The organism is Lysobacter gummosus, assembly GCF_001442805.1.
In the GTDB taxonomy this organism is placed as follows: Bacteria; Pseudomonadota; Gammaproteobacteria; order Xanthomonadales; family Xanthomonadaceae; genus Lysobacter; species Lysobacter gummosus.
Window position 1 is genome coordinate 1,250,189 of the sequence record NZ_CP011131.1, and the last position, 23,115, is coordinate 1,273,303.

18 protein-coding genes are annotated in these 23,115 nt (G+C 65.5%); 9 read left to right on the forward strand and 9 right to left on the reverse strand.

Annotated features, from left to right (window positions below; all coding sequences use genetic code 11):
* Positions 1–23: 23 nt before the first annotated feature.
* The 6 genes from LG3211_RS05060 (at position 24) to LG3211_RS05085 (ending at position 6,519) form a co-directional block, all read left to right on the forward strand.
* Positions 24–683 (forward strand): TetR/AcrR family transcriptional regulator, encoded by a 660-nt coding sequence (locus LG3211_RS05060; protein WP_057941872.1) that lies wholly within the window; start codon positions 24–26, stop codon positions 681–683.
* A 127-nt stretch (positions 684–810) separates the two neighbouring features.
* A complete protein-coding gene (locus LG3211_RS05065; RefSeq protein ID WP_237049833.1) occupies positions 811–2,532 on the forward strand; it encodes a phosphoenolpyruvate carboxykinase (GTP) in 1,722 nt (573 codons plus the stop codon).
* A gap of 347 nt (positions 2,533–2,879) precedes the next feature.
* The gene (locus tag LG3211_RS05070) at positions 2,880–3,467 is read left to right on the forward strand and encodes an RNA polymerase sigma factor (RefSeq protein ID WP_057941873.1); all 588 of its coding nucleotides are present in this window, start codon (positions 2,880–2,882) and stop codon (positions 3,465–3,467) included.
* Positions 3,464–4,078, forward strand: a complete 615-nt coding sequence (locus LG3211_RS05075) for a hypothetical protein (protein WP_057941874.1) — start codon at positions 3,464–3,466, stop codon at positions 4,076–4,078. The genes LG3211_RS05070 and LG3211_RS05075 overlap by 4 nt, the downstream gene beginning before the upstream one ends.
* Before the next feature lie 17 nt (positions 4,079–4,095).
* A complete protein-coding gene (locus LG3211_RS05080) occupies positions 4,096–5,049 on the forward strand; it encodes a DUF4097 family beta strand repeat-containing protein (RefSeq protein WP_057941875.1) in 954 nt (317 codons plus the stop codon).
* A gap of 204 nt (positions 5,050–5,253) precedes the next feature.
* The gene (locus tag LG3211_RS05085) at positions 5,254–6,519 is read left to right on the forward strand and encodes an aspartyl/asparaginyl beta-hydroxylase domain-containing protein (protein ID WP_237049834.1); all 1,266 of its coding nucleotides are present in this window, start codon (positions 5,254–5,256) and stop codon (positions 6,517–6,519) included.
* 192 nt (positions 6,520–6,711) lie between these two features.
* Here LG3211_RS05085 and LG3211_RS05090 read toward each other — a convergent pair whose 3' ends face one another.
* The 4 genes from LG3211_RS05090 to hslO form a co-directional block, all read right to left on the reverse strand.
* Positions 6,712–9,615, reverse strand: a complete 2,904-nt coding sequence (locus tag LG3211_RS05090) for a TonB-dependent receptor plug domain-containing protein (protein ID WP_057941877.1) — start codon at positions 9,613–9,615, stop codon at positions 6,712–6,714.
* A 239-nt stretch (positions 9,616–9,854) separates the two neighbouring features.
* A complete protein-coding gene (locus LG3211_RS05095; protein ID WP_057941878.1) occupies positions 9,855–12,836 on the reverse strand; it encodes a TonB-dependent receptor plug domain-containing protein in 2,982 nt (993 codons plus the stop codon).
* Between the two features lie 677 nt (positions 12,837–13,513).
* Positions 13,514–14,362, reverse strand: a complete 849-nt coding sequence (locus tag LG3211_RS05100; RefSeq protein WP_057941879.1) for an XOO1806 family protein — start codon at positions 14,360–14,362, stop codon at positions 13,514–13,516.
* A 146-nt stretch (positions 14,363–14,508) separates the two neighbouring features.
* Entirely contained in the window at positions 14,509–15,432 is a 924-nt protein-coding gene (gene hslO, locus LG3211_RS05105; protein ID WP_057941880.1) for an Hsp33 family molecular chaperone HslO, read from the reverse strand.
* A gap of 217 nt (positions 15,433–15,649) precedes the next feature.
* Here hslO and mtgA point away from each other — a divergent pair, with 217 nt between their 5' ends.
* The 3 genes from mtgA (at position 15,650) to LG3211_RS05120 (ending at position 18,209) form a co-directional block, all read left to right on the forward strand.
* Entirely contained in the window at positions 15,650–16,384 is a 735-nt protein-coding gene (gene mtgA / locus LG3211_RS05110; protein WP_057941881.1) for a monofunctional biosynthetic peptidoglycan transglycosylase, read from the forward strand.
* Positions 16,385–16,786: 402 nt separating this feature from the next.
* On the forward strand, positions 16,787–17,821 hold the full coding sequence (locus tag LG3211_RS05115; RefSeq protein WP_057941882.1) for a glycosyltransferase family 2 protein: 1,035 nt from the start codon (positions 16,787–16,789) through the stop codon (positions 17,819–17,821).
* Positions 17,781–18,209 (forward strand): CBS domain-containing protein, encoded by a 429-nt coding sequence (locus LG3211_RS05120; protein WP_057945285.1) that lies wholly within the window; start codon positions 17,781–17,783, stop codon positions 18,207–18,209. Before LG3211_RS05115 ends, LG3211_RS05120 begins: the two co-directional genes overlap by 41 nt.
* A gap of 793 nt (positions 18,210–19,002) precedes the next feature.
* Here the strand turns inward: LG3211_RS05120 and LG3211_RS26275 are convergent.
* The 5 genes from LG3211_RS26275 to LG3211_RS05140 form a co-directional block, all read right to left on the reverse strand.
* Positions 19,003–19,395 carry a hypothetical protein gene (locus LG3211_RS26275; RefSeq protein ID WP_187313135.1) on the reverse strand — a complete coding sequence of 131 codons (393 nt, stop codon included), beginning with the start codon at positions 19,393–19,395 and terminating at the stop codon, positions 19,003–19,005.
* 29 nt (positions 19,396–19,424) lie between these two features.
* Positions 19,425–21,392 (reverse strand): AsmA family protein, encoded by a 1,968-nt coding sequence (locus LG3211_RS05125; protein WP_057941883.1) that lies wholly within the window; start codon positions 21,390–21,392, stop codon positions 19,425–19,427.
* Positions 21,393–21,560: 168 nt separating this feature from the next.
* A complete protein-coding gene (trhA, locus tag LG3211_RS05130) occupies positions 21,561–22,241 on the reverse strand; it encodes a PAQR family membrane homeostasis protein TrhA (protein WP_057941884.1) in 681 nt (226 codons plus the stop codon).
* Between the two features lie 230 nt (positions 22,242–22,471).
* The gene (locus tag LG3211_RS05135; RefSeq protein ID WP_057941885.1) at positions 22,472–22,705 is read right to left on the reverse strand and encodes a hypothetical protein; all 234 of its coding nucleotides are present in this window, start codon (positions 22,703–22,705) and stop codon (positions 22,472–22,474) included.
* Between the two features lie 73 nt (positions 22,706–22,778).
* The gene (locus LG3211_RS05140) at positions 22,779–23,006 is read right to left on the reverse strand and encodes a hypothetical protein (protein WP_057941886.1); all 228 of its coding nucleotides are present in this window, start codon (positions 23,004–23,006) and stop codon (positions 22,779–22,781) included.
* Positions 23,007–23,115: the final 109 nt, after the last annotated feature.

Below are 23,115 nucleotides of genomic sequence, written 5' to 3' on the forward strand. Positions count from 1 at the left end.
CCGTATGGTTAAACTTGTCATCCATGAACCAGCCCGCCTCGAACAAGCCCGAGCCGAAGCTCGACGCCCCGTCTTCCGCTGCGCCGTCCACCGGCGACGCCAAGACGGATCACAAGCCCGAACGCAGCGGCCGACTCAGCGCTGACGATTGGGCGCAGGCCGCGCTCGATCTGATCGCCGAACAAGGCGTCGCCGCGGTCGCGGTGGAACCGCTTGCGCGCCGGCTCGGCGTGACCAAGGGCAGCTTCTACTGGCATTTCCCGTCGCGCGATGCGTTGCTGGTCGCCGCGTTGGAGCGCTGGGAGAAGGTCGAGCAGGAAACCGTGTTCGGCCAGCTCGAACCGATCCCCGATCCGCGCCAGCGCCTGCGTTCGCTGTTCCACCTCGTCGCCCACGAGGTCAAATCGCACGTCATCTATTCCGAGCTGCTCAAGGCGCTGGACCATCCCGCCGTGCAGCCGGTGATCGGGCGCGTGTCCGAGCGCCGCCTGGATTACCTCACCGCTTCCTTCCGCCAGGCCGGCTTGAGCCGCACCGATGCGCAGCATCGCGCCCGCCTGCTTTACGCCGCCTACGTCGGCTTCCTGCAGCTGAACCTGCAGCTGCACCAGACCCGCATGCAACACGACGAGTTCGAGGCCTATGTCGAACACATGATGGCCACGCTGATTCCCTCGTCGTAACACCCGTTCCCTTACCGCTGTCCCCCGGCTGGAGACCATTGCCGTGAATGCCATTTCGAAAGACGCTACCCCAACGACTGCGGCGCTGGGGAGCGCCGGCAGTTCCCTTGCCGCATTGAACGAGTGGGTGGCCCAAGTGGCTGCGCTGACGCAGCCGGACAAGATCCAGTGGTGCGACGGCAGCGATGCCGAAAACCAGGCGCTGATCGCGCAGATGCTGGCCGACGGCACCCTGGAACGCCTCAACGAGCAGACCCATCCGGGCAGCTATCTGCACCGCTCGCATCCCGACGATGTCGCGCGCGTGGAGCACCTGACCTTCGTGTGCACCAACGAACGCGAAGACGCCGGCCCGAACAATCACTGGATGGCGCCGCGCGAGGCGCACGCCAAGATGGACGCGTTGTTCGAAGGCTGCATGCGCGGGCGCACCATGTACGTGATTCCGTACTGCATGGGCCCGATCGAATCAAAGCTGGCGCGTTGCGGCGTGGAAATCACCGACTCGGCCTACGTGGTCGCCAACATGCGCTTGATGACGCGCATGGGCACGCCGGCGCTCGAGCGCATCGAGCGCGAAGGCACGTTCGTGCGTGGCCTGCATTCGATCGGCGAGCTCGATCCCGAGCGCCGTTTCATCATGCATTTCCCCGATGAGCTGACCATCAAGTCGTTCGGTTCGGGCTACGGCGGCAACGCCTTGCTCGGCAAGAAGTGCCACGCCCTGCGCATCGCCTCGCATCAGGCGCGCAGCGAAGGCTGGCTGGCCGAGCACATGCTGATCGTCGGCATCGAGAACCCGCAGGGCGAAACCCATTACCTCGCCGCGGCGTTCCCGTCGGCCTGCGGCAAGACCAATCTGGCCATGCTGATTCCGCCGGAAGGCTATCGTCAGGCCGGCTGGAAAGTGTGGACGGTCGGCGACGACATCTGCTGGATGCGTCCGGGCGCCGATGGCCGCCTGTACGCGATCAATCCCGAAGCCGGTTACTTCGGCGTCGCGCCGGGTACTTCGACCAAGTCGAACCCGAACGCGCTGGCCTCGATCCAGACCAACACCATCTTCACCAATGTCGGCGTCACCGCCGACAACCAGCCGTGGTGGGAAGGCCTGGACGACGGCCAGACTCCGGTCACCGATTGGCGCGGCAACGCCTTCGACGCCGCCAAGGGCCCGGCTGCGCATCCGAACTCGCGCTTCACCGTGTCGGCCAAGCAGTGCCCGAGCTATTCGGCGCAAGCCGAAAACCCGGCCGGCGTGCCGATCTCGGCGATCGTCTTCGGCGGCCGCCGCGCCTCGCTGGTGCCGCTGGTGTTCGAAGCGCGCGACTGGACCCACGGCGTGCTGGTCGGCGCGGCGATGGGCTCGGAAACCACCGCCGCCGCGACCGGCGCGGTTGGCGTGATGCGCCGCGATCCGATGGCGATGAAGCCGTTCTGCGGCTACAACTTCGCGGATTACTTCGCGCATTGGCTGTCCTTCGACGGCGCCGAGGCGAAGCTGCCGAAGGTCTTCCACGTCAACTGGTTCCGCAAGGGCGACGACGGCAAGTTCCTGTGGCCGGGCTTCGGCGACAACCTGCGGGTGATCGAGTGGATGATCGGCCGGGTCAAGGGCGAGGCCGGCGCGACCGAAACCCCGATCGGCCGTCTGCCCAAGGCCGGCGACCTGAACCTCGACGGCGTGAACTTGAACGATGAGGCCCAGGCCAAGCTGTTCGGCTTCGACCATGCCGGCTGGAGCGCCGAGTTCGACAGCATCGGCGAATACCTGCGCGAATACGGCCCGCGCATGCCGCAGGCGCTGCACGACGAGCAGCAGCGCATCGCGGCGGCTTTGAAGGGCTGATTTACTGAGGAACGAGTGGAGAGGAGTGAGGAACGAGTGGGTGGCCGGCGATCTGGCTCCCGCGCGGATCTCGCTCCTCTCGTTCGTTTTGCCGGCTGCGTGCCGGCTGCGCAGCCCGGGGCGGCATAGTAAACAGGGCATGCGCCCGCGGGCAGCCCCGCCGCCGTATCGTTCTACTCGTTCCTCCCTTCTCCCTCTCGTTCCTGGCTCCAAGGGCGGGACTGGGAGGAACCAGGGCATGCCCCGCGCGCGGCCCCGCCGCCTCGCTCTACTCGTTCCTCACTCCTCTCTCTCATTCCTGGCTCCACCCCTTAAACCCTGAGCCCCGGCCCCGCATCGGACTCAGTATGCTGACCGCCGTGAACGACACCATGCCCGACGCCGCACTAGCGACCGAAGTCGATGACGACCGCGCCCTGGTGGCCGCGGCCGCGTCCGGCGGGGTCGCCGCCTTCGAGGCGCTGTACCGCCGCCACGCCAGCCGCGTCCATGGCGTCATCGCCCGGCTGGTCGGCTATCACGGCGCCCGCGCCGAGGACCTGACCCAGGAAGCCTTCGTCCGCGCCTGGCAGGCGCTGCCGAACTTCCGCTTCGAATCGGCCTTCGGCACCTGGCTGCACCGGCTGGCGGTCAACACCGCGCTGATGGAATTGCGCGGCCGCCGCAGCCGTCCGTTCGAAGACAACGACGAAGAAGTGTTCGACACCCTCGGCAGCGCCGATTCGGCCGGACACGTCACCGCGCTGTCGATGGATCTGGAACGCGCCGTCGCCAGCCTGCCGCCGCGCGCCCGCGCCGTGTTGGTGCTGTACGACGTGGAAGGCTGGAAACACGAAGAGATCGCGGTCGAACTCGGCATGGCGGTCGGCAGTTCCAAGGCACAGTTGCACCGCGCGCGCAGCCTGCTGCGCAGCCGGCTCGGAGAACAGGCATGAACGACAACGATCTCAACAAAGACCGCACCCCGGAAGGCGAACTGCCCGACGCGTTGCGCTGGCAGTTGCGGGCCATGCGCCGCGAGCTGCCGCCGTCGCGCGATCTGTGGTCCGGCATCGCCGCGCGCCTGGGCGAACAGGCGCCGCCGGCGGAACAGTCACAGGCTCCACTCGCGCCCCGCGAGGAAACGCCGGCGGTGATCGCGATGCGGCCGCGCGAGGTATCGCGCAATCGCTGGATGGCGCCGCTCGCGCTGGCGGCCAGCGTCGCCGCGCTGGCGATCGGCATCGGCAGCCAGTTCCGTGCTCCGCATACCCCGGCCGGTTCGGCCCAGGGCGCGGTGGCGACGGTCAACGGCGCCGCCCCGGCCACCTTGATGCAGCGCGAAGCCGACGGCATGACCCGCCAGTACCAGGCGGCGATGCGCGAAATCGCGCCGGCGACCCAGCAGGCGGTCGCGCTGAAACCGGCATTCGACGAACTCGACCGCAACGCCGCGCTGATCCTCGACGCGCTGGCGCACGATCCCGATTCGCGTCTGCTGTTGGAGCAACTGCGCCGCACCTACGCACGACGCCTCGCGCTGGCTCAGCGCGTGGCTTACACCTGATCCAAGGAGAACGCCCCATGACATCCGTCCGCCACAGCACACGTAGCCGCGTTCTCCGCCGCCTGCCCGCGATCGGCCTGCTCGCCGTCGCCCTGGGCGCCGCGTTGCCCGCATTCGCCGCCACCCCGATCAATCAGACCCGCCCGCTGGACCCGCTGGGCAGCGTCGAGATCGACAACGTCAAGGGCCTGATCCAGGTCCGGGTGTGGGACCGCGCCGAGGTCAAGATCGAAGGCTCGCTCGGCGAGGGCGTGGAAAAACTCGACATCGAAGGCGACCGCCAGCAGTTGTCGATCAAGGTCCGCTATCCCAACCGCGGCAGCGGCATGGGCTTTCTGGTCGGCGGCGACAAGAGCGAACCGACCGAGCTGATCGTGACCGTGCCGCTGCAGGCCGCGCTGGATATCGACGCGGTGTCGGCCAGCGTCGATGTCACCGGAGTGGCCTCGCGCGAGCTCAAGATCGACAGCGTCAGCGGCGATGTGACCGTGGCCGGCGCGCCGCGCTCGGCGGAAATCGAGAGCGTCAGCGGCGACCTGAGCCTGACCCTCAACACTCGCAAGATTTCCGCGCAGACCGTCAGCGGCGACCTCGATCTGCGCGGCCGCCTCAGCGGCGAGGCGCATCTGGAAACCGTGTCGGGCAAGGTGGAGATGGCCGCGCACGAGTCGCGCTTGAGCAAGATCTCGGGCAATTCGGTCTCAGGCGATCTTCGCATCTCCGCGGCGCTGGCCGACAGCGGCGAAATCTCGCTGGAAACGGTCAGCGGCGATGTGAACCTGTCGATGCCGCGCAGCTTGTCGGCGGTGGTGCGCGGGCAGAGCTTCAGCGGCGATCTGAGCGCGCCGGACGTGGAAGTCCAGCGGCCCAAGCACGGCCCGGGATCGAGCTTCGAGCACCGCTACGGCAGCGGCAACGGCAGGATCAAGATCGAGACCTTCTCCGGCGATGCGTCGCTGGAATTCGAATAAGCCGGTCGGCGCCGCGAGGCTGGGCTGAGCGGCGCTGCGGTCGGCAGGCATCGGCGGCATCGCCTCGGATGAGGTAACCGCGCCGCGACGCCCGCCGCGACGTGCCCGAACCGCTCGCGGACATGGTCAGCGCGCAAGCGCGACCGTATGCTTCCAGCCATCGCCGGCCGCGCCGGCAGGCCGCCGCAGGGCTGGAGACGGGGCTTGAACGAACAGATCAACCAACTGGTCCAGGCCGCCGGCCTGGCCTCGCGCGCGGGCCGCTGGCAAGAGGCCGAGCGTCTGTGGATGCAGGTCCGCGCGATCGCGCCGCAGCACCCGCAAGCGTTGTACAGCCTGGGCATCCACGCGCTGCAGCGCGGCGATACCGGCGGCGCGGTCGAGCTGCTGCAAGCCGCGCACAACGCCGCGCCCGACGACCCGATGATTCTGTTGTCGATCGGCATGGTCCAGCGTGAACGCGGCAACAGCGACGGCGAATGGCAGGCGATCAACGCCGCGCTCGCGATCGACGCCTATTTCCTACCCGGTCTGTTGGCCAAGGCCGCGTACCTGGAACGCCAGGGCCACGCGCGCGCGGCCGCGCAGGCCTATCGCAACGCCTTGACCGTCGCGCCGCCGCAACCGCAGTGGCCGGACATGCTCAAGCAGCAGTTGATCCACGCCCAGGCCAAGGTCGATCAATACCGCGACGAGTTCGCCGAGTTCCTGGCCCACCGGGTCGGCGGGCCGCGCGCGGCGCTGGAAGCCGGCGCGCTCGGCCGCTGGGACGAAGCGGCGTCGATCATGGTCGGCCGCAGCAAGCCGTATCACGCCGATTGCAATCAACTGTGCGTGCCGCGCTTGCCGGCGATTCCGTTCTTCGACCGCAGCCAGTTCGCCTGGGTGCCGGAGCTGGAAAGCCGCACCTACGATATCCAGCGCGAAATGCGCGAAGTGCTGCGCAACGAGCAGGCCGAGTTCACGCCGTATATCGAGTACCAGCCCGGCGATCCGGTCAACCAGTGGCGCGAGCTCAATCATTCGCGGCGCTGGAGCACCTACAAGCTATGGAGCTATTCCCAGCCCGTGCCCGAGCATCTGGCGCATTGCCCGAACACGCGCGCGGCGCTGGAAGCGGTGGAGATGGCGGCCATCGCCGACGTGTGCCCGAACGCGATGTTCTCCGCGCTGGCGCCGCATACGCATATCCCGCCGCATCACGGCGAGACCAATGCGCGCCTGGTCGTGCACCTGCCGCTGATCGTGCCGGAGAAGTGCACCTACCGGGTCGGCTTCGAGCGGCGCGAATGGACGGTCGGCGAAGTGCTGATCTTCGATGATTCGATCGAGCACGAGGCGCGCAACGACAGCGACGAATTGCGCGTGGTCCTGATCTTCGACGTGTGGAACCCGCTGCTGTCGCTGGCCGAGCGCGAGATGGTCAACGCGATGATGAGCGCGCACCGGGATTTCCTGGCCGCCCGCTGAGATTGACCCAGCGCCGTCAGGCTCGGCGATCAACGAGTGTGCACACGGCGAGGACCCTCTCGCCCGAAGCTGTTCCCGTCATCTTCGTATTCGAAGTCCGCGGTCCTCGCCCAACCAAACCGAACCCCAAACCGCAGACAAAAAAAGGCGGGCCGAAGCCCGCCTTTAATGACTCGGATTACGTGTTTCTTATCAGAAGCGCATCGTGATGCCCATGGTGTAGTAGCGACCCAGGGTGTCGTAGTACTGCGGGAACGTGTTGCCGCTGTTGAAGCCGGTGCTGCCGATGTTGCTGCCCACGACCGGCGGCTTCTTGTCGGCGATGTTGTTCACGGTGAAGTTGATGCGCGCATTCCACGGCAGTTCGTACGCCAGGGTCAGATCGAAGTAGTCGTAGGCGTCGATCGAGGTGTAGTCCGGGAACCACTCGATCGGGCCCGGCTCGACGTCGACCGCGCTCAGGTGGCGCCAGTTGAAGCCCAGCTCGAAGTCCTTGATCGACCACACCGCGCGGAAGTTCGACTTGTAGTCGTACACGATGCCGGCGATGACGTTGCACGAGACGCCGTAGACGCCGACGCAGTCGTGCTTCGGCACCAGCGGATCGCCCTGGTAGTCGTACTTGTCGGTCTTGGTCAGGTCCAGCGAGAAGTCCAGGCGGCCCCACTCGTTGGCCAGCGGGATGCCGTAGCGAACGCCCAGATCCCAGCCGCTGGTGGTGATGCGGCCCTTGTTCGAGCGATCCAGGAACGGACCGCGCGCTTCGCCGTTGAGCGAGCCGTCGCCGGCTTCACGCGCGCCGATCATCAGCTGGCACATCGGGTTGTTGACGCTGAGAGTCGGGTTGAACTGACGGTCGTAGCAACCGAACAGCGCATCGCCGAGCACCGGACGGGTGATCGCGTCCTTGATGTCGATCTTCCAGTAGTCCAGGGTGATCGACAGGTCTTCCAACGGCTGCCAGACCAGACCCAGGGTCTGGGTGTCGGCCTTTTCCGGGCCCAGGACCGGGTTGCCGCCGGTGAAGGCGTTCGCCTGACCGGCGCTCGGGCCGTCGACGCCGCCGAACTGGTCCAAAATCGCCTGCGGCACGCCGGTGGCGACGCACAACGCCGCGACCTGGCCGGTCACGCCGCCGTTCAGCGCCAACTGACCGGGTTCGCAAGGATCGACCGCGGTGTTGTCCAGGCCGGTGACCACGGGCTGGAACAGCTCGTTGACGTTCGGGGCGCGGGTCGCGCGCTGGAACATGCCGCGGAAGCGCAGCGATTCGATCGGGGCCCATTCCAGGCCGTACTTGTAGCTGCCGTAGTCGACGTCGGTCTGGCCCGACTTGAACTCGCTGTGGCGGTAGCCGGCTTCGAAGTTCAGCGACTGCGCGCCGGTCTTGCCGCTGATCAGCGGAACGATGGTTTCGACGTAAGCCTCACGCAGGGTGAAGTTGCCTTCCACGTCCGGGTTGGCGCCGCCGGAACCTTGCACTTCTTCCGGATCGCGCGAAGCGGCATCGGCCTGATTGCGCGCATCGACCTTGCGGCCTTCCAAACCGAACGCCAGACCGATCGGGTAATCGGCCCACGGGCTCTTGAAGTTGTCGCCCAGGTCGCCGTTGACCGAACCGGACCACACTTCCTGTTCGACGCGCTGGGTGGCGAAGGTCAGCACTTCGAGGAACTTCTTCGAGTCCTTGCTGATCGAGCCTTCCGGACCCCACAGGTTCAGCGGAATGCAGCCGTTGCGCGGATCCAGGCAGTTGACGCCGTCGGTGGACAGCAGGGCCTGCTGGGTGCGGGCCTTGGACAGGAACCCGGCCGAGACGGTCAGCTGATCGGCTTCACCGTGCGACCAGTACGCGTCGTAGCGCCAGTTGTCGTTGATGTCGCCGCGCACGCCCACAGTGGCCTGGAAGACCTTGTTCTGGAAGTCGGTGGAGCGAGTGCCCAGCTCGGTGGTACGACGGTTGAGCGTGGTGTTGATGGTGGTCGGGCTGCCGACTGCGCAGTCGGCTGCGGCCACGTTGAACGCGGTGCACATCTGCTGACGGGCGGCATCGGGGATCAGCGGGTTGCCGATGCCCAGATCGAAACGGCCGCCGAACAGGCCGCCCGGAGCGATCTGCGAGAACACGTTGGAGCGCGTGTACAGCAGCTGGGTGTAGGCCTCAGCGTGCTTGTTGATCTCGTAACGGCCCAGCGCGGTGGCCTGCCAGCGATCCAGCGCGGTCTGGTTGAAGTTGTACGGGTTGTAGTTGAACGGCGTGACGATGCCGTCGAAACGGCCGGTGGCCGGATTGATCTGGCCCAGGCCGCCGCCGACTCGGGTCGGAATCGAGGTGCCCGAACCGCCGGCTTCGCCGCTGGTCGAGTCGAGGTTGAACTCGGAGAAGCCGCGCGAACCCTGCAACAGCGGATCGTTGTCGGTCTTGCCCAGGCTCAGCACGAAGTTGCCGCGACCCTCGTCCAGGTTCATGCCCATGGTGACGGTGGTGTTGCGGCGGTCGCCGTCCTGCTTGCTGGACTGGCCGTAGCTGGAGTTGACTTCGACGCCTTCGAAGTTGCGCTTCAGCACGAAGTTGACCACGCCGGCGACGGCGTCGGCGCCGTACACCGCGGATGCGCCGCCGGTGACCAGGTCGACGCTGTCGATCAGCGCGACCGGGATGACGTTGGTATCGACCACGCCGAACAGGTTGAACGGAACGACGCGGCGGCCGTCCATCAGCACGACGGTGCGGTTATCGCCCAGGCCGCGCAGATTGATCGTCGCGCCGCCGTTGGCGCCGTTGTTGGTGCCGGGGCCGATCGACGGGACGGCGCCCGGTACGATCTTGAGGAAGTCTTCCGCGGTTACCGGCTGGTTGCGGGCGATTTCTTCTTGGCTGACCGTCATCACTGGGCTGTTGGTGGTCAGACCGGGGATGGAAATACGCGAACCAGTGACCTGGATGCGATCCAGGGTGGTGGCGTCTTCAGCGGCCGGCGCGGCGGGTGCCGCGGCGTCCTGGGCCGAGGCCAAGCCGGTGCCGGCAAGGCTGGTCGCGCCCACGCACAACGCGAAGACGATCGCGTCGCGCAATTTGGTGGTCTTCAGGGTCATCTCTCTCTCCAAGTCTGTCCTGAACGAACGGGTCCCATGCAAAGGGGCTAGCCAAACGGCGCATAACTGAAGGCCTAAATTGGCAAAGCCCGCCCGATAGTAGACGGCTTGGAGGAATAATTAAAGTGTTGTTAAAGCCCGATTGAAGTCGCATGACGGTATGCGACTGAGGTCGCGCAGGCATAAAAAAACACGGCCCCCGAGGGAGCCGTGTTTGTGTTGCGGTGCAGCAGAAGTGCTTAGAAGCGCTGCTGGTACTTCATGTACACGAAGCGGCCGATGTCGAACTGACCCGAGTAGGCGGTGTTCGCGCTCGGTGCGCTGTACAGGGTCGGGCCGAGGTGATCGAACACGTTGTTGGCGCCGATCGCCACCGTGGCATTCCACGGGGTGGCGACGCGGAACTCGACGTCGTGGAAGGTGTTCGAGCCCAACTTGTTGATCGCGCGAATCGAGCCGCCGGTATCCGGGGCGCGATAGGTCGGGTTGTCGCACTCGCTCGGGAACAGCGCCGCCGACAGGCAGGATTCCTTCTGCGAGGAGTAGTAACGCGCGCCCCAGGTTGCGCTCAGCGGGCCCTTCTCCCAGCTCAGGCTGGCGTTCGAACGGATGCGGAACGTACCCAGGTTGCTCTGGTTGACCGCATGGCCGACCAACTGGATCGGGGCGCTGCGCGGGTTGGTATCGGTCTTGATCTCGTCGCTGGCGGTATAGGTCGTCTGCCAGTTGAGGTTGAAGTTACCGATGCTGGTGGGCAGGCGGTAGTTCAATTCGAGGTCGTAGCCTTCGGCTTCACGATAACCGGCGTTGATGCTGTTGAAGTTCAGCGTGGTGACGTAGCCGAGTACCGGATCGCGGGTGAAGGCGGTGCAGCGGCTGGCATCGCCACGCAAATAGCAATCGTTGAGCATCTGCGTCGGCGTATCGCCCACGATGGTGTCTTCGATCTTGACCTTCCACCAGTCGAGGCTGACGTTCAGGCCTTCGACGAATTCCGGACTCCACACCACGCCCAAGGTGCGGGACTTGGATGTTTCCGGAATCAGGTTCGGATTGGCGCCGGAGAAGAACGGCACCGGGGTCTGCGGGGCTTCCGTCGTCGACGGCACCAAGCCCTGCTGCAGCTGACGGAAGGTCGCCGGGTTCGGCACGCCGCGCGCGCCGCAGGCGGCCTGGACCGTCGGATTGCCCTTGGCTGCGCCGAAGACCGTATCGCACGGATCGGTGAAGCCGATGAAGGTCTGCGAACCGCCGCCGTACAGGTCATTGATGGTCGGAGCGCGGAAGCCGTCGGCGTAGGTGCCGCGGAACAGCAACGAATCGATCGGCTTCCACTTGAAGCCGAACTTGTTGTTGACCGTGTCGCCGAAGGTGCTGTAGTCCGAATAACGGCTGGCGACCGAGAAGCTCAGCTCCTTGGCGCCCGGCAGATCGGCCAACACCGGGATCGCGAGTTCGACGAAGAACTCATCGACCGAATAGCTGCCATTGGTCGGGCCGCCGGCGAGGGTGGTCGAGTTGCCGGTCACCGCCTGAGCGTCGGGAATGAAGCGGCCTTCTTCCTTGCGGTGTTCATAGCCGACCGCGAAACCGAAGTCGCCGCCCGGCAGGGCGAACAACGAGCCCGACAGATTGGCGCTGTAGACGTTGGTCTTGGTTTCGCCGCTGGAGTTCAGGCGCTGGAACAGGAAATCCTGCAGCGCCTTGTTGCCGGTCAAGCCGCCGTCGCCCACGCGGCCGTACGGGATGTACGGATTCCACGGCACGCACTGGCTCAGCGGAATCGGAGCGGCGGCGCTGCCGCACTGCACGACGCCGTTGGCGTTGAGGAACGACGGGCCCACCGCTTGCTTGGTGCGCTCGATGTTCAGGTTGCCGTAGTTTTCCTGCGTGACCTTGTTGTTGTTGAACAGATAGCCCACGTCCCAGTCGAAGCTGCGCTCGCCGATGTCGAAGCTGCCGTCGAGGCCGGCCGAGAAGCGCCAAGTGGTCGAGGTGGACTTATCGACGCGCGGCACTTCCCAGGTACGGCGCCAGAAATTCACGTCCTGCGCGGCGATGGTATTGCCGGGGGTGCTGTTGCCGGGAGCCCATAAAGTGCCGACCGGGTTGTAGTAGCTGTCCTTCGACATCTTGAAGCCGCCCGGAACCGGACCGGCCGAGCCGCTCTGGAACGGATAACCGGCGACCTGACGCTCGGCATCGCGCGACGAGTACAGCATGTCGCTGCGGAAGCGGACCTTGTCGGTGATGTCGAACACGCCGTTGACGAACAGCGAACGGCTTTCCAGCGGCGTACGCAGGTGCGTCTGCAGGTTGGTGTTGCTCTTGTCTACGGTCGAGCCTTCACGGCTGCCGTTGTCGGTGTTGAGCGCGTGGAAATTGGACAGACGGCGCCAATCGCCATCCTGATTCAGTACACGGTTACCGCCAGCGGCGGTCGGCAGATTCAGCACGCCCCACTGGCTGACCGTGGTCCAGCCGCGGTCGGGATGCATCGGGCCCTGCGGATACGCGCCGAACTCGCGGTCGCGCGCGAAGACCTCGTCTTCCTTGCGGTATTCCACGGCGGCGGTCAGCGAGCCGCGATCACCGGTGAAGCCGAGCACGAAGTCGGCACGGGTGGTGGCGCCGTCGCCCTGGCTGTACTGGCCGAAGTAGGCGTTGGCCGAAGCGCCTTCGAAATTGGTGCGGGTGATGATGTTGACCACGCCGGCGATGGCGTCGGAGCCGTAGATCGACGAGGCGCCGTCCTTCAACACTTCGATGCGCTCGACCGCGGAGGTCGGGATCAGCGAAATGTCCTGCAGGCCGCTGGTGCTGATGCCCAGGCGCTTGCCGTTGACCAGGATCAGGGTGCGCGTGGCGCCCAGGTTACGCATGCTGATGAACTGACCGCCGACGTTTTCGCCAGCCAGCAGCGGCTGTGCGCGGCTGATGGTCGGAGCGCCGGTGGCGGAGATGTTCTGCAGGATGTCGGCGACGGACTGGAAGCCCTGCTTCTCGATGTCCGCGCGCGTGATCGACAGTACCGGCTGAGCGGTTTCCAGATCGACCTGACGGATACGCGAACCGGTCACCTCGATGCGGTCGAGCGTGGTCGCTTCCTTGGTGGCGGGGGCGTTCGCTTCCTGCGCTACGGCGGCGCCGGCGAGGGCCGTCGAGCCCACTGCGAGCGCGAAGGTGATCGCGTCGCGGAGCTGGGTGGTCTTGAAAGTCATTCTCTCTCTCCGAAAATCGGTCTGATGTACCCGTGTAGCCCGGCCGGAGGTGTCAAATAAGACGCCAAGACCAGCAAGGTTCGCCGATGCTAACCGTGAGCCCCCAAAAATTAAAGTGTCGTTAAGTGTCGGTTTGTGACGCACGGATAGAGCCGGCTCCAAGCCGTACCGTCCGTACTTTTGCGTACTTTTGCGTTGTCCAAGGTGGCGGGCACTGCGGAATCCGCAGGAAATCCCCCATTCATTTATTGGCGGCGCCAGCCTGGCCGGCGGTGCCGGCGATAGGCCATATCCGCAAATACGGGCGGCAGCTTGCCGCGCCGGCACTTGTGTACAAAAACACACAATTTCTGCTGCCGCCGACCGATTGCGCCGCGTAGTGCGCAACTGGGCGATGCGGGTGCGGATTCGGGCGCGACATTGCGCGCAGGCCGGTACGGCGGCCTCCCATCAGGGCATCGAAATGCCTGATCGGGGCGAGCCGATTCGTTAGCCGTGTCCAGGTAAGGGCAGGCTATTGGCCGGAATTGCAGGGAACGAGTCCGGGGCTGGATTCAAGACTTCGCGATGAGATCGAAGCTCGCGCCCGCGACGGACACATGGCCGGGCACGCTTCCGTGCTTTCGCCGTTGTAGCGCGATATTTATGATCCGCCGAAGCAAGACCCGATGCGAGGATCAAAGATCCTGTTCGTAACGGACGTAAGGCACGGTGCCCTCGTCCTTTTCGCCGTTGCCCGGTGCGAACGGATTCTTGCCGCGGGTGACCACGTTTTCGGCGCCGACGGTGAGTTGACCGCTCCACGGCGTGCGCCAGGTCAAGCCGACGCCGAGGCCTTCCCACTGGCCCGGCTGGCCGGGCGTATCGACCACGCGGCCGATGATGTTGGCGCCAAAATTGCCGTAACCGGCGCCGATGGTGATGCTCTTGCTGCTCCAGCGATCGGCCAGGCCGGGCATTTCGCCGGCCGGGATCAGCTTGGCGCGGGCCCAGGTGCCGCCGATGGACACCATCGCTTCGCGGCCGATGTTCTTCTGGCCGTAAACGGTGAGGGTGTTCTGATCGACGCGGCTGGCGCGGTTGTTTGGACTGAGCCAGCCGGGCAGGCTGTCGCGGCCGGAACCGATGGACACGCCGACCTTGCCGCCGGGACGGCTGAGGCTGACGCCGGCGCTGAGCTGGCGGCTGTCGTCGTGGTCGTCGTCTTCGTCGAGCGCGGCCAGCAGGCAGTGATTGGCGAGGTTGCCGATCGCGCCGGCCAGACCGGTCTTGCGATCGCAGACCAGGCCCAGGCCATCGCCGGAATCCAGGCCCAACGTGGCATCGAAGGTATTGGCGCCGGATTTCCAGCGCGCGCCGGCGGCTTTGTCGGTCGGCTCGAGCTGCAGCAGGTATTCCAGCTTGCCGTTGTTCTGGTTCCACACCGGCAAATACGTGGTGTCGTGCTTGGCTTGCGCGTGCGCACCCGCCGCCACGCCTAGGGCGAGCGTCAGGACAAGCGGCAACTGGCGCAGGTGCTTGAGCATTGAATAAGTGTTAAGCGTGGACCGTAGTTAAGACCGGATGAAACCGGCCGAGTTCCCCATTTCTTCGACCCGACTATAGCCGGTTTATGTTTATTTAACAATCTGAAAACGGTCCCAGAACCGTCTTCGGCCGACCGTCGGCAACCTCACTGTACTCGCTGCGGGGCCTGGATTTCCGCGGCCGCGGCCGCGAACAGGCCGGCAATTTGGTTGCGATCGAAACGATAGCTCTGGCCGCAGAACTCGCAGCGGATATGGGCCTCGCCGTCGGCCGCGGCGGCATCGGCCTCCTGGCGGCCGAGCGAGACCAGCATGGCCTCGACCCGTTCGCGCGAGCACGAGCAGGCGAAGCCCAGCGGCTTGCCGCCCAGCAGCTGCACCCCGTCCTCGTGGAACAGGCGGGTCAGCAGGGTGTCGGTCGGGAGCTCCATCAATTCGTGGGTGTTCAAGGTGTCGAACAGGGCGCCGACCCGGGCCCATCCGTCGTCGTCGCCTTCGTCGCCGGGCAGCTTCTGCAGCATCAGGCCGGCGGCGTGGCGGTCGTCGGCGGCCAGCAGCAGGCGCGTGGGCAATTGCTCGGACTGGCGGAAATAGTCCTCGAAGGCGCCGGCCAGGGTGTCGGACTCCAGCGACACCAGGCCCTGGTAGCGGACCGGGTCGCGGCCGTTCAAGGCCGGGTTCTCGATGGTGATGGCCAATACCGCCTGCGGACCCAGGTCGCGCAGGTCGCGCGAGACCTCGCCGCCCTCCTCGGCCAACTGGACGATGCCGCGCAGGGTACCGGCCGCCGTGCATTCGGCGAACAAGGTGCGCAGCGCGCCTTCGCCGCGCAATTGCACCGACAAACGGCCATCGACCTTGGCGTGGCCGGTGAACAACGCCGCGGCCGCGGCGGCTTCGCCGAGCATTTCCGCGGCCGCGGCCGGATACTCGGCGCGTTCGCGGATCTGCCGCCAGGTGTCGTGCAGGTGCACGCGCACGCCGCGCACGCCGGCGGTTTCGATCATGAAACGGGTCAGGCGGTCCTGGTCTTCAGGCACGGCGGCTTGGGGCGAAGCGGTATCGGTCATCGTCGTACTCTGCGGTTACGGCGCGCAAATCAATGGTCGGCGAACGCGGCGGTCGCGGCTTCGCGGATAATGCGCAAGTTCTTGTGAAGGGGGAGGTTGAGGCAATGCGGTGGGTATCGGAGCTTGGTTCGCCGACACGGGCAATCCGCCTTGCGGCAAGAGTGGGGACGGGGGCGCTGGGGTGCAAGGCTTGAGCGATCGCGTATCCGCACCGCCCATGCCGTCGCAGGCGGAGGCCGCGCCGCGTCCGCGCCGGCTGCGGCGCTGGTTCCGCTGGCTGTTGGCCCTGCCGTTCCTGTTCGCGCTGGCCTCGATCCTGCAGGTCGCGACCCTGCGTTTCATCGATCCGCCGTTCTCGGCGTTCATGATGATTCGCCAGCTGGAGGCCTGGGGTTCGGGCGATTTCGGTTTCCGCCTGGCCCACGACTGGCGCGATCTGGACGAGATCTCGCCCAACGTGCCGGTGGCGCTGGTGGCTTCGGAAGACCAGAACTTCGCGGAGCATTTCGGTTTCGACCTCAAGGCCATCGAGAAGGCGCGCAAGAACAACGAACGCGGCCGCAAGGTGCGCGGCGGCAGCACGATCAGCCAGCAGACCGCGAAGAACCTGTTTCTGTGGAGCGGTCGCAGTTGGGTGCGCAAGGGCATCGAGGCCTGGTACACGGTGCTGATCGAGGCGATGTGGCCCAAGAGCCGGATCATCGAGGTCTACGCCAACATCGCCGAGTTCGGCGACGGCGTGTACGGCGCCCAGGCCGCGGCGCGGACCTACTACCGCAAGGACGCCAGCCGCCTTGGCGCGGCCGAGGCCGCGCGCATGGCCGCGGTGCTGCCCAATCCCAAGCGCTACAGCATCGCCAAGCCGGGCGCGTATGTGCAGCGGCGCGCCGGGGCGATCCAGCGGCAGATGCGGTATATCGGCGGGGATGGGTATTTGAAGCAGATTGAGTGATTGGGGAATCGGGAATCGGGAATTTGCGAGTTGCGAATCGCGAGAGGTCGACGTCTCAGAAAACGACGCTCTTGGGTAACGACTGAACCTTCCAAGCCCGTCATTCCCGCGGACGCGGGAATCCAGCGACTTTCGCGCGCCGAACCCGCCAGACCGTCATCCCCGCGAAGGCGGGGATCCAGGGCTTTCGTGCGAGAACGTTTGAAGTCGCTGGGTTCCCGTGTTCGCGGGAATGACGATCCCTGAGGGTACGCAGGCCGCTTCGGTATCCCCGCGTCTTGCCGGTGGCGTTCGCGAGCGAAGAACTCCGCCGAAGCCCCGCCAGCGATGCCGGCCGTATCGGCCGCCGCATCGAACCCCTTCCACACCCAGCCACCACACCGCGCCGTTACTATTGATCCCATGACCCGCGATCGCGTCACCGTCGTCCTGGCCGCCTTCGACGAAGCGCAGAGCCTGCCCCTGCTGCAGCCGCGCATCGCCGCGGCGCTGGACGCGCTCGCCGCCGAGGATGTCGAAGGCCGCGTGCTCTACGTGGACGACGGCAGCCGCGACGGCACCTGGGCGATCCTGCAATCCTTCGCCGCGCAAGACCCGCGCGTGGGACTGCTGCGGCTGTCGCGCAATTTCGGCAAGGAGGCCGCGCTGACCGCGGGCCTGGACCGGATCGACACCGGCGCGGCGCTGATCCTGGACGCCGACGGCCAGGACCCGCCCGAGCTGATTCCGCAGTTCGTCGCGCGCTGGCGCGAAGGCTTCGACGATGTCTACGGCACGCGCCTGGAACGCGAGGGCGAGAACTGGCTCAAGCGCAGCACGGCGCATGCGTTCTACCGGGTGATCGGCCGCCTCTCGCGCACGCCGATCCCGGCCGATACCGGCGATTTCCGCCTGCTGTCGCCGCGCGCGCTGGACGCTTTGCGTCAGTTGCGTGAACGCCATCGTTTCATGAAGGGTCTGTTCGGCTGGGTCGGCTACAACCGCGTGGCCTTGCCGTATCACCGCGAGCCGCGGGTGGCCGGCAACAGCAAATTCAATCTGTGGCGGCTGTGGAATCTGGCGCTGGAAGGCATCACCAGTTTCTCCACCGCGCCGTTGCGGCTGGCCACGTACCTGGGGCTGGCGACCGCGCTGGTGGCGTTCGCCTTCAGCGCCAAGGTGGTGTTCAAGGCGCTGCTGTTCGGCGACCCGGTGCAGGGCTGGCCGACGATGATGGCGGTGATCCTGTTCCTGGGCGGCGTGCAGTTGATCGCGCTGGGCCTGATCGGCGAATACCTGGGCCGGCTGTACGAGGAATCCAAGCAGCGGCCTTTATATCTTGTCGACACCTGGCAGCCCGCGGCAGGAGTATCCTCGGCCCAGAACCGGTTCCCCCCGCTCGCGGAAGGAGATGGTCGTGCGCACAGTAAGGCAATTGTTGGAAGCGAAAACCGCTGAGGTATTCGCGATCGGCCCCGACGCGCCGGTGATCGACGCGATCCGGCTGATGGCCGAAAAACGCATCGGCGCGGTCCTGGTGATGGAGGGCGCGCGGCTGGCCGGCATCCTGTCCGAGCGCGACTACGCGCGCAAGATCGTGCTGCAGGGACGATCGTCCGCCGATACGCCGGTACGCGACATCATGACCGCGCAAGTGGTCAGCGTGAATCTGAACGACAGCGCCGAGCGTTGCATGCAGATCGTGACCGACAAGCGTATCCGTCATCTGCCGGTGGTGGAGGGCGGGGAGGTGGTCGGCGTGGTGTCGATCGGCGACCTGGTCAAGGCGGTGATCGAGGATCAGCGGGTGGAGTTGGATCAGTTGCAGCGGTATATCGCCAGCTGATCTTTCGCTGGGCTTGGGTTCGTCTCGCGCTTTTCTTGATGGCGTTGCCGCGACGGCGACGGCCGCGTTGGCGGTCGGGTTTTGCCGGCGGCATTTCTGTTGGAACCAATGCGGGTTATCCGTTGCTTCGAGAGTGATCTCGTTGCGGCTATGTGCTGTGCGGGTTTTTCGTGGCGGGGCTGCAACGGTTGCGGTTGCTCACGCTGTTGTCTCTGCCTCTGCCTCTGCCGTTGCCGTTGCCGTTGCCGTTGAAGATTTTGCTCTGCTTTGCTTCGGCTTTGTTTTTGCTGTTGCCGTTGCTGGGCGCAGCAAGTAACTCGCGAGACCAGGGACACCCGGAGGGCGGCGTACATGGACGTGCGCCGGGTCCCACCTTGGGCAGGATGCCCAATGTGGGACCTGCCCGCGAAAGCATCGCACTCGTGGCTCTTGATTCGAAACAGCCAAAGCCCTTTCTTTGGTTACTTTTGACCGAAGGAAATCCCGTGGGACTTTGTGGCTTTGGACAAAGAAAGTGACCCGCCGCTCTATGGCGGAAGCTTTAGGCGTTTGATCTTGTTCTTGCTTGAGGCTTCTGCCTTTTGCTCGTCATTCCCGCGAACGCGGGAATCCAGTGCCTTTCGTGCGAGAACGTTTGAAGTCTCTGGATTCCCGCGTTCGCGGGAATGACGATAGGAGGGAGTGCGCAGGTCTGGTTGTTTCGATCAGGGACTTCGGGTTCCTTAGAAGCCTTAAAGCTTTAGAAGCCTCAAGCGAGATCAAACGCTAAACGCTTCCGCCATAAAGCGGCGGGTCACTTTCTTTGTCCAAAGCGACAAAGTCCCACGGGATTTCCTTCGGTCAAAAGTAACCAAAGAAAACGCGTTGACTGTTTCGAGTCAAAAGCCACGAGTACGGTGCTTGCGCAGGCAGGTGCCACATTGGGCATCCTGCCCAAGGTGGCACCCGGCGCACGTCCATGTGCGCCGCCCTTCGGGTGTCCTTCGGTCTCGCGAGTAACTAGCTGCGCCGGGCAAAAGCCAAGGCGAATGCCGATGCAAAAGCCGATGCAAAAGCCGATGCAAAAGCTCAAGCCACGGCCAAGCTCAGGGTCAAAGCCAAAACCAAAGCCAAAGCCAAAGCTATTGCCGATGCCTAAGAAATGGTTCTGGTGGACGGTCGAAGCGCAGCGCACGCAAAGCGACACGCCATGCTCTCACCGCGCAAGCGCCGCGATCAATTCACCAAATGCTTGGCGCAACCCGCATCCTTGCCCGGCCCCAATTCCAACGTAGCCAACAACGCCGCCGGCGGCGCGATGGCTCCGAGCGCCAGCGCTGCCGCGCCGCGCAGCCCCAGGCGCTTGTAGTCCGGCCGCGCATTGGGCTGCTTGAAAGTGCCGGTGACCAGCAGCGGTGCGCGCAGCGAGAAGAAGCTGCGATCCTTCGGCCGCGCGCGGATGACGAGGTCGAGTTTTTCCTCGCGCATGTTGATCGTGCCAGTGCCGACCAGAACCGTGTCGCTGGTATCGAAGGCCAGCGATTGCGCAGTCATGACGCCATCGTTAACGGCGAAATCGCCGAAGCCGCAACGGATCGGAATCTTGCGGTCGTGGGTCAGTTTGAACTTGAGGATTTCCGCCAGATCGATGCCGGCGAACTCCATCAGCAGATTGCTGATCTGACCTTCGCCCATGCCGAGTGCGACGCTGCCATCGCTGCTGCCGAGCATTTTCGCGATGGAATTGCCGTTGCCGCTCAAGGCGATGCGGCCGCCGAGCTTGCCGACCGCATCCTGGCCGAGCTTCACCGTCGGCATCAGCTTGGCCAGGGTCAAACCGCGCGCGGTGATGTCGGCGCGGGTGCGAATGGTCGCGTTTCGCGCGTCCATGGTGATGTTGGAACGGATATCGCCGTCGGCGACGCCGAAGTTCAGCGGGTCGAGTTTCAACAGACCGTTTTCCAGCAACAGATGCGCCTGCATGTCGTCCAGCGGCCAGCCCGGCGCGTTGATGCGCGCGGCCTTGAGCTTCACGTCGGCATCCATCGCGCGCAGCTTGTCGAGCCGGTACGGCGTGTCGGGCAGCACCCGGGGCTTGGCGTCCAACTGCGCGTTCAGCGCGGCGAGTTCGGGATTGCTGCTCTCGCCGCGACCGGTCTGCGGCGGCGCGCCGATGAAGCCGGCCAGATCGTCGAAGTCCAGGCGCTTTGAAACAAGGTCCGCGCGCAGATACGGACGCGCGCCGCCGGTATCGACGCTGGCGTCGCCGGCCAGATCGCTGTCGCCGACCTTGCCGGTGAAATCGTGATAGTTCCAGCGCGCGCCGTCGCGATGCAGGCGGCCGTCGAGCGCATACGGCGGGGTCGGCGGAATCGCCACGCCGATCAGCGGATACAGGTCGGCGAGGTTCTTGCCCGCCAAGGCGAACTGCAGATCGAAATCGCGCAGATGGAACGGATCGACCAGTTCGCCGCGCGCATGCGCGCGGGTCGCGCCGGCGGCGGCGCGAAGATTCAGGCGATACGGACGCTGCGCGTTGCTCAGCTCCAGCGGCGATTCGGCGCGGCCTTGCAGGGTGAAGGCGTTGTTCTTCCAGCGCCCGCCGCCTTCGACCTCGACCGGCGGCGCGGCGTCTTCGCGCCGCGGCTCGCGGCTGTTGACGGTCAGGCGGATGTCGGTCTTGCCGGCGGCGTCGAGAAACTCCATGCGGCCATCTTGTATCCACACTTTGCGAAAGCGCGGCAGTTCGCCGCTGCCGCCGCTTTTGAACAGCCAGTTGCCGCCGTGGGCCGGATCGCTCTGCAGATTGACGCGCGGCTGGGTCAGGTGGATTTCGGGAATGCGCACATCGCCCTTGAGCAAGGGCCAGAACTCGATCGCCAGTTCCAGCCGCTGCGCGGTCGCCATCATCGGCTGCTTGGCCCAGTCGGCGTTGGCGAAGCTCAGGCCGTCGGCGCGGATCACCGGCACGCGGCCCAGATCGACGTCCAGGTCGCCGGCGATTTCGAACTTGCGTCCGGTGCGCGCTTCGACCTCGCGCTCGATCGGACCCTTGAACCAGTTCCAATCCCACAGCGCGATCAACACGGCGACGGCCAGCGCGATCAGGCCCAATACGCTCAGCCACGGATGACGGCGCGGCCATGCGCGCTGGCTACGCGCGGCGGAGGCTTCGGAAGCGGGCGGAGTGGGATATGCGCTCATCGTCAAAAGGCGAAGGCCGATCGTACGGACGATGCCGGGAGCGCATCACCGCGTGCAGTCGCTCGGCCGTGCCGGCGGAACCTGATCGTTACGATGGCCTCACCATCGCCAGCGGGCGGTAAAGCGAGAGTGAATACGCCGTGGACGCGGCGTGGAGCGTTCAGTCGTTCAGATTGCCGCGGCCAGTTCCGCGGCCGGAACGACCTGCGACAGCACCGCGATGTAATGGCACACGCTGCCGCCGACCACGAACAGATGCCAGATCGCGTGCGAGTACTTCAACGACGGCCGGTGATAGAACACCGTGCCCAGCGTGTAGCAGATGCCGCCGGCGAGCAGCCAGCCCAGAGTCCAGGCGTCGAGCGCCTCGAGCAGCGGCTTGATGGCGACGATCACCAGCCAGCCCATCGCGATATAGATGGCGGTCGACAGCAGCTTGAAGCGGCCGGTGTAGAACAGCTTGAACACGATGCCGGCGAAGGCCAGGCCCCAGATCGCCGCGAACAGGCCCCAGCCCCACGGGCCGCGCAGGCCGATCAGGGTGAAGGGCGTGTAGGTGCCGGCGATCAGCAGATAGATCGCGCAATGGTCGAAGACCTTCAGCCGGCCCTTGACGACCGGATGCTGGATCGCGTGATACAGGGTGGAGGCCAGGTACAGCAGCAGCAGGCTGATGCCGAACACGATCGCGCTGCCGAGCTGCCAGGCGTCGCCGTACAGCGCGGCCAGGGTGATCATCACCGAGCCGCCGGCCAGGGCGGCGGTGGCGCCCAGACCGTGGGTCAGGGCGTTGGCGATTTCTTCACGGATCGAATGTTCGTCGTGAGCGGGGGCATGGGCGACGGTCATGCCAGCATCCTAACGCGGTCTGGAGCGAATGCTCGCCGCGGCGGCGAACAGCCAGCCGAAGTTAAGGCCAAAGATGCGCCGATTCGCGACCCGGATCACGCGCCGCGGCGGCCTATCGGCCGCCATGTTCAGCTGGACAGGACGCGGAGCCTTCGTCGTCGGGCTCCGCGCCCGCAGACAGGGCGTCGGACGAACGGTCGGTCGTCGCCTGGTTCCGACGCGCCCGCAAGCTAGACCGGAGCGCTATAGCCCGCCGTCGAGGGCATGCCGACGATCAGCAGGATGAAGCCGACTACATAGATCGCCAGCGGAATCTTGTTCTCGGCGAAATTCATGATCGCGAACACCAGCGCGACCAGCGGAATGATCAGCGAACCCAAGCCCCACCAGATGCTCTTGCGGAACGCGTTGACCACGATCCACAGACCGCCGATCAAACACAGCGCGATACCCAACCAATACATAACTCCCCCTTCGCCTGGACGCCGGTTCCTCCGGCGCTTTCGATCCTAGCCGATGGTGCCTCGCAGCATGGCGCTAGCCAGGCACGGAGATATGGCCGGAGTCGGGGAAGGACAGCCACACCGCGGTGGCCGCTGTGCAGAGAAAGCCGATGAAGTACGTCAGCGCAGCGGGCTTGGTGTCGCGCCAATACAGGATCGCGTACACCCACAACACCGGGGTGATGAACAACGAACCCAGGCCCCACCAGAGGTTCTGCTTGAAGGCGAGCACCAGCAGCCAGATGAAACCGTACAACTGCACGCCGATGCCGACGATGATCAGGACGATGAAAAAATAACCAAGACTTACGCGATTCCCTCCGCAGGATGCGGCCGCGCTTCGTTGCGCGGACCGGACAGGACGACTGCCG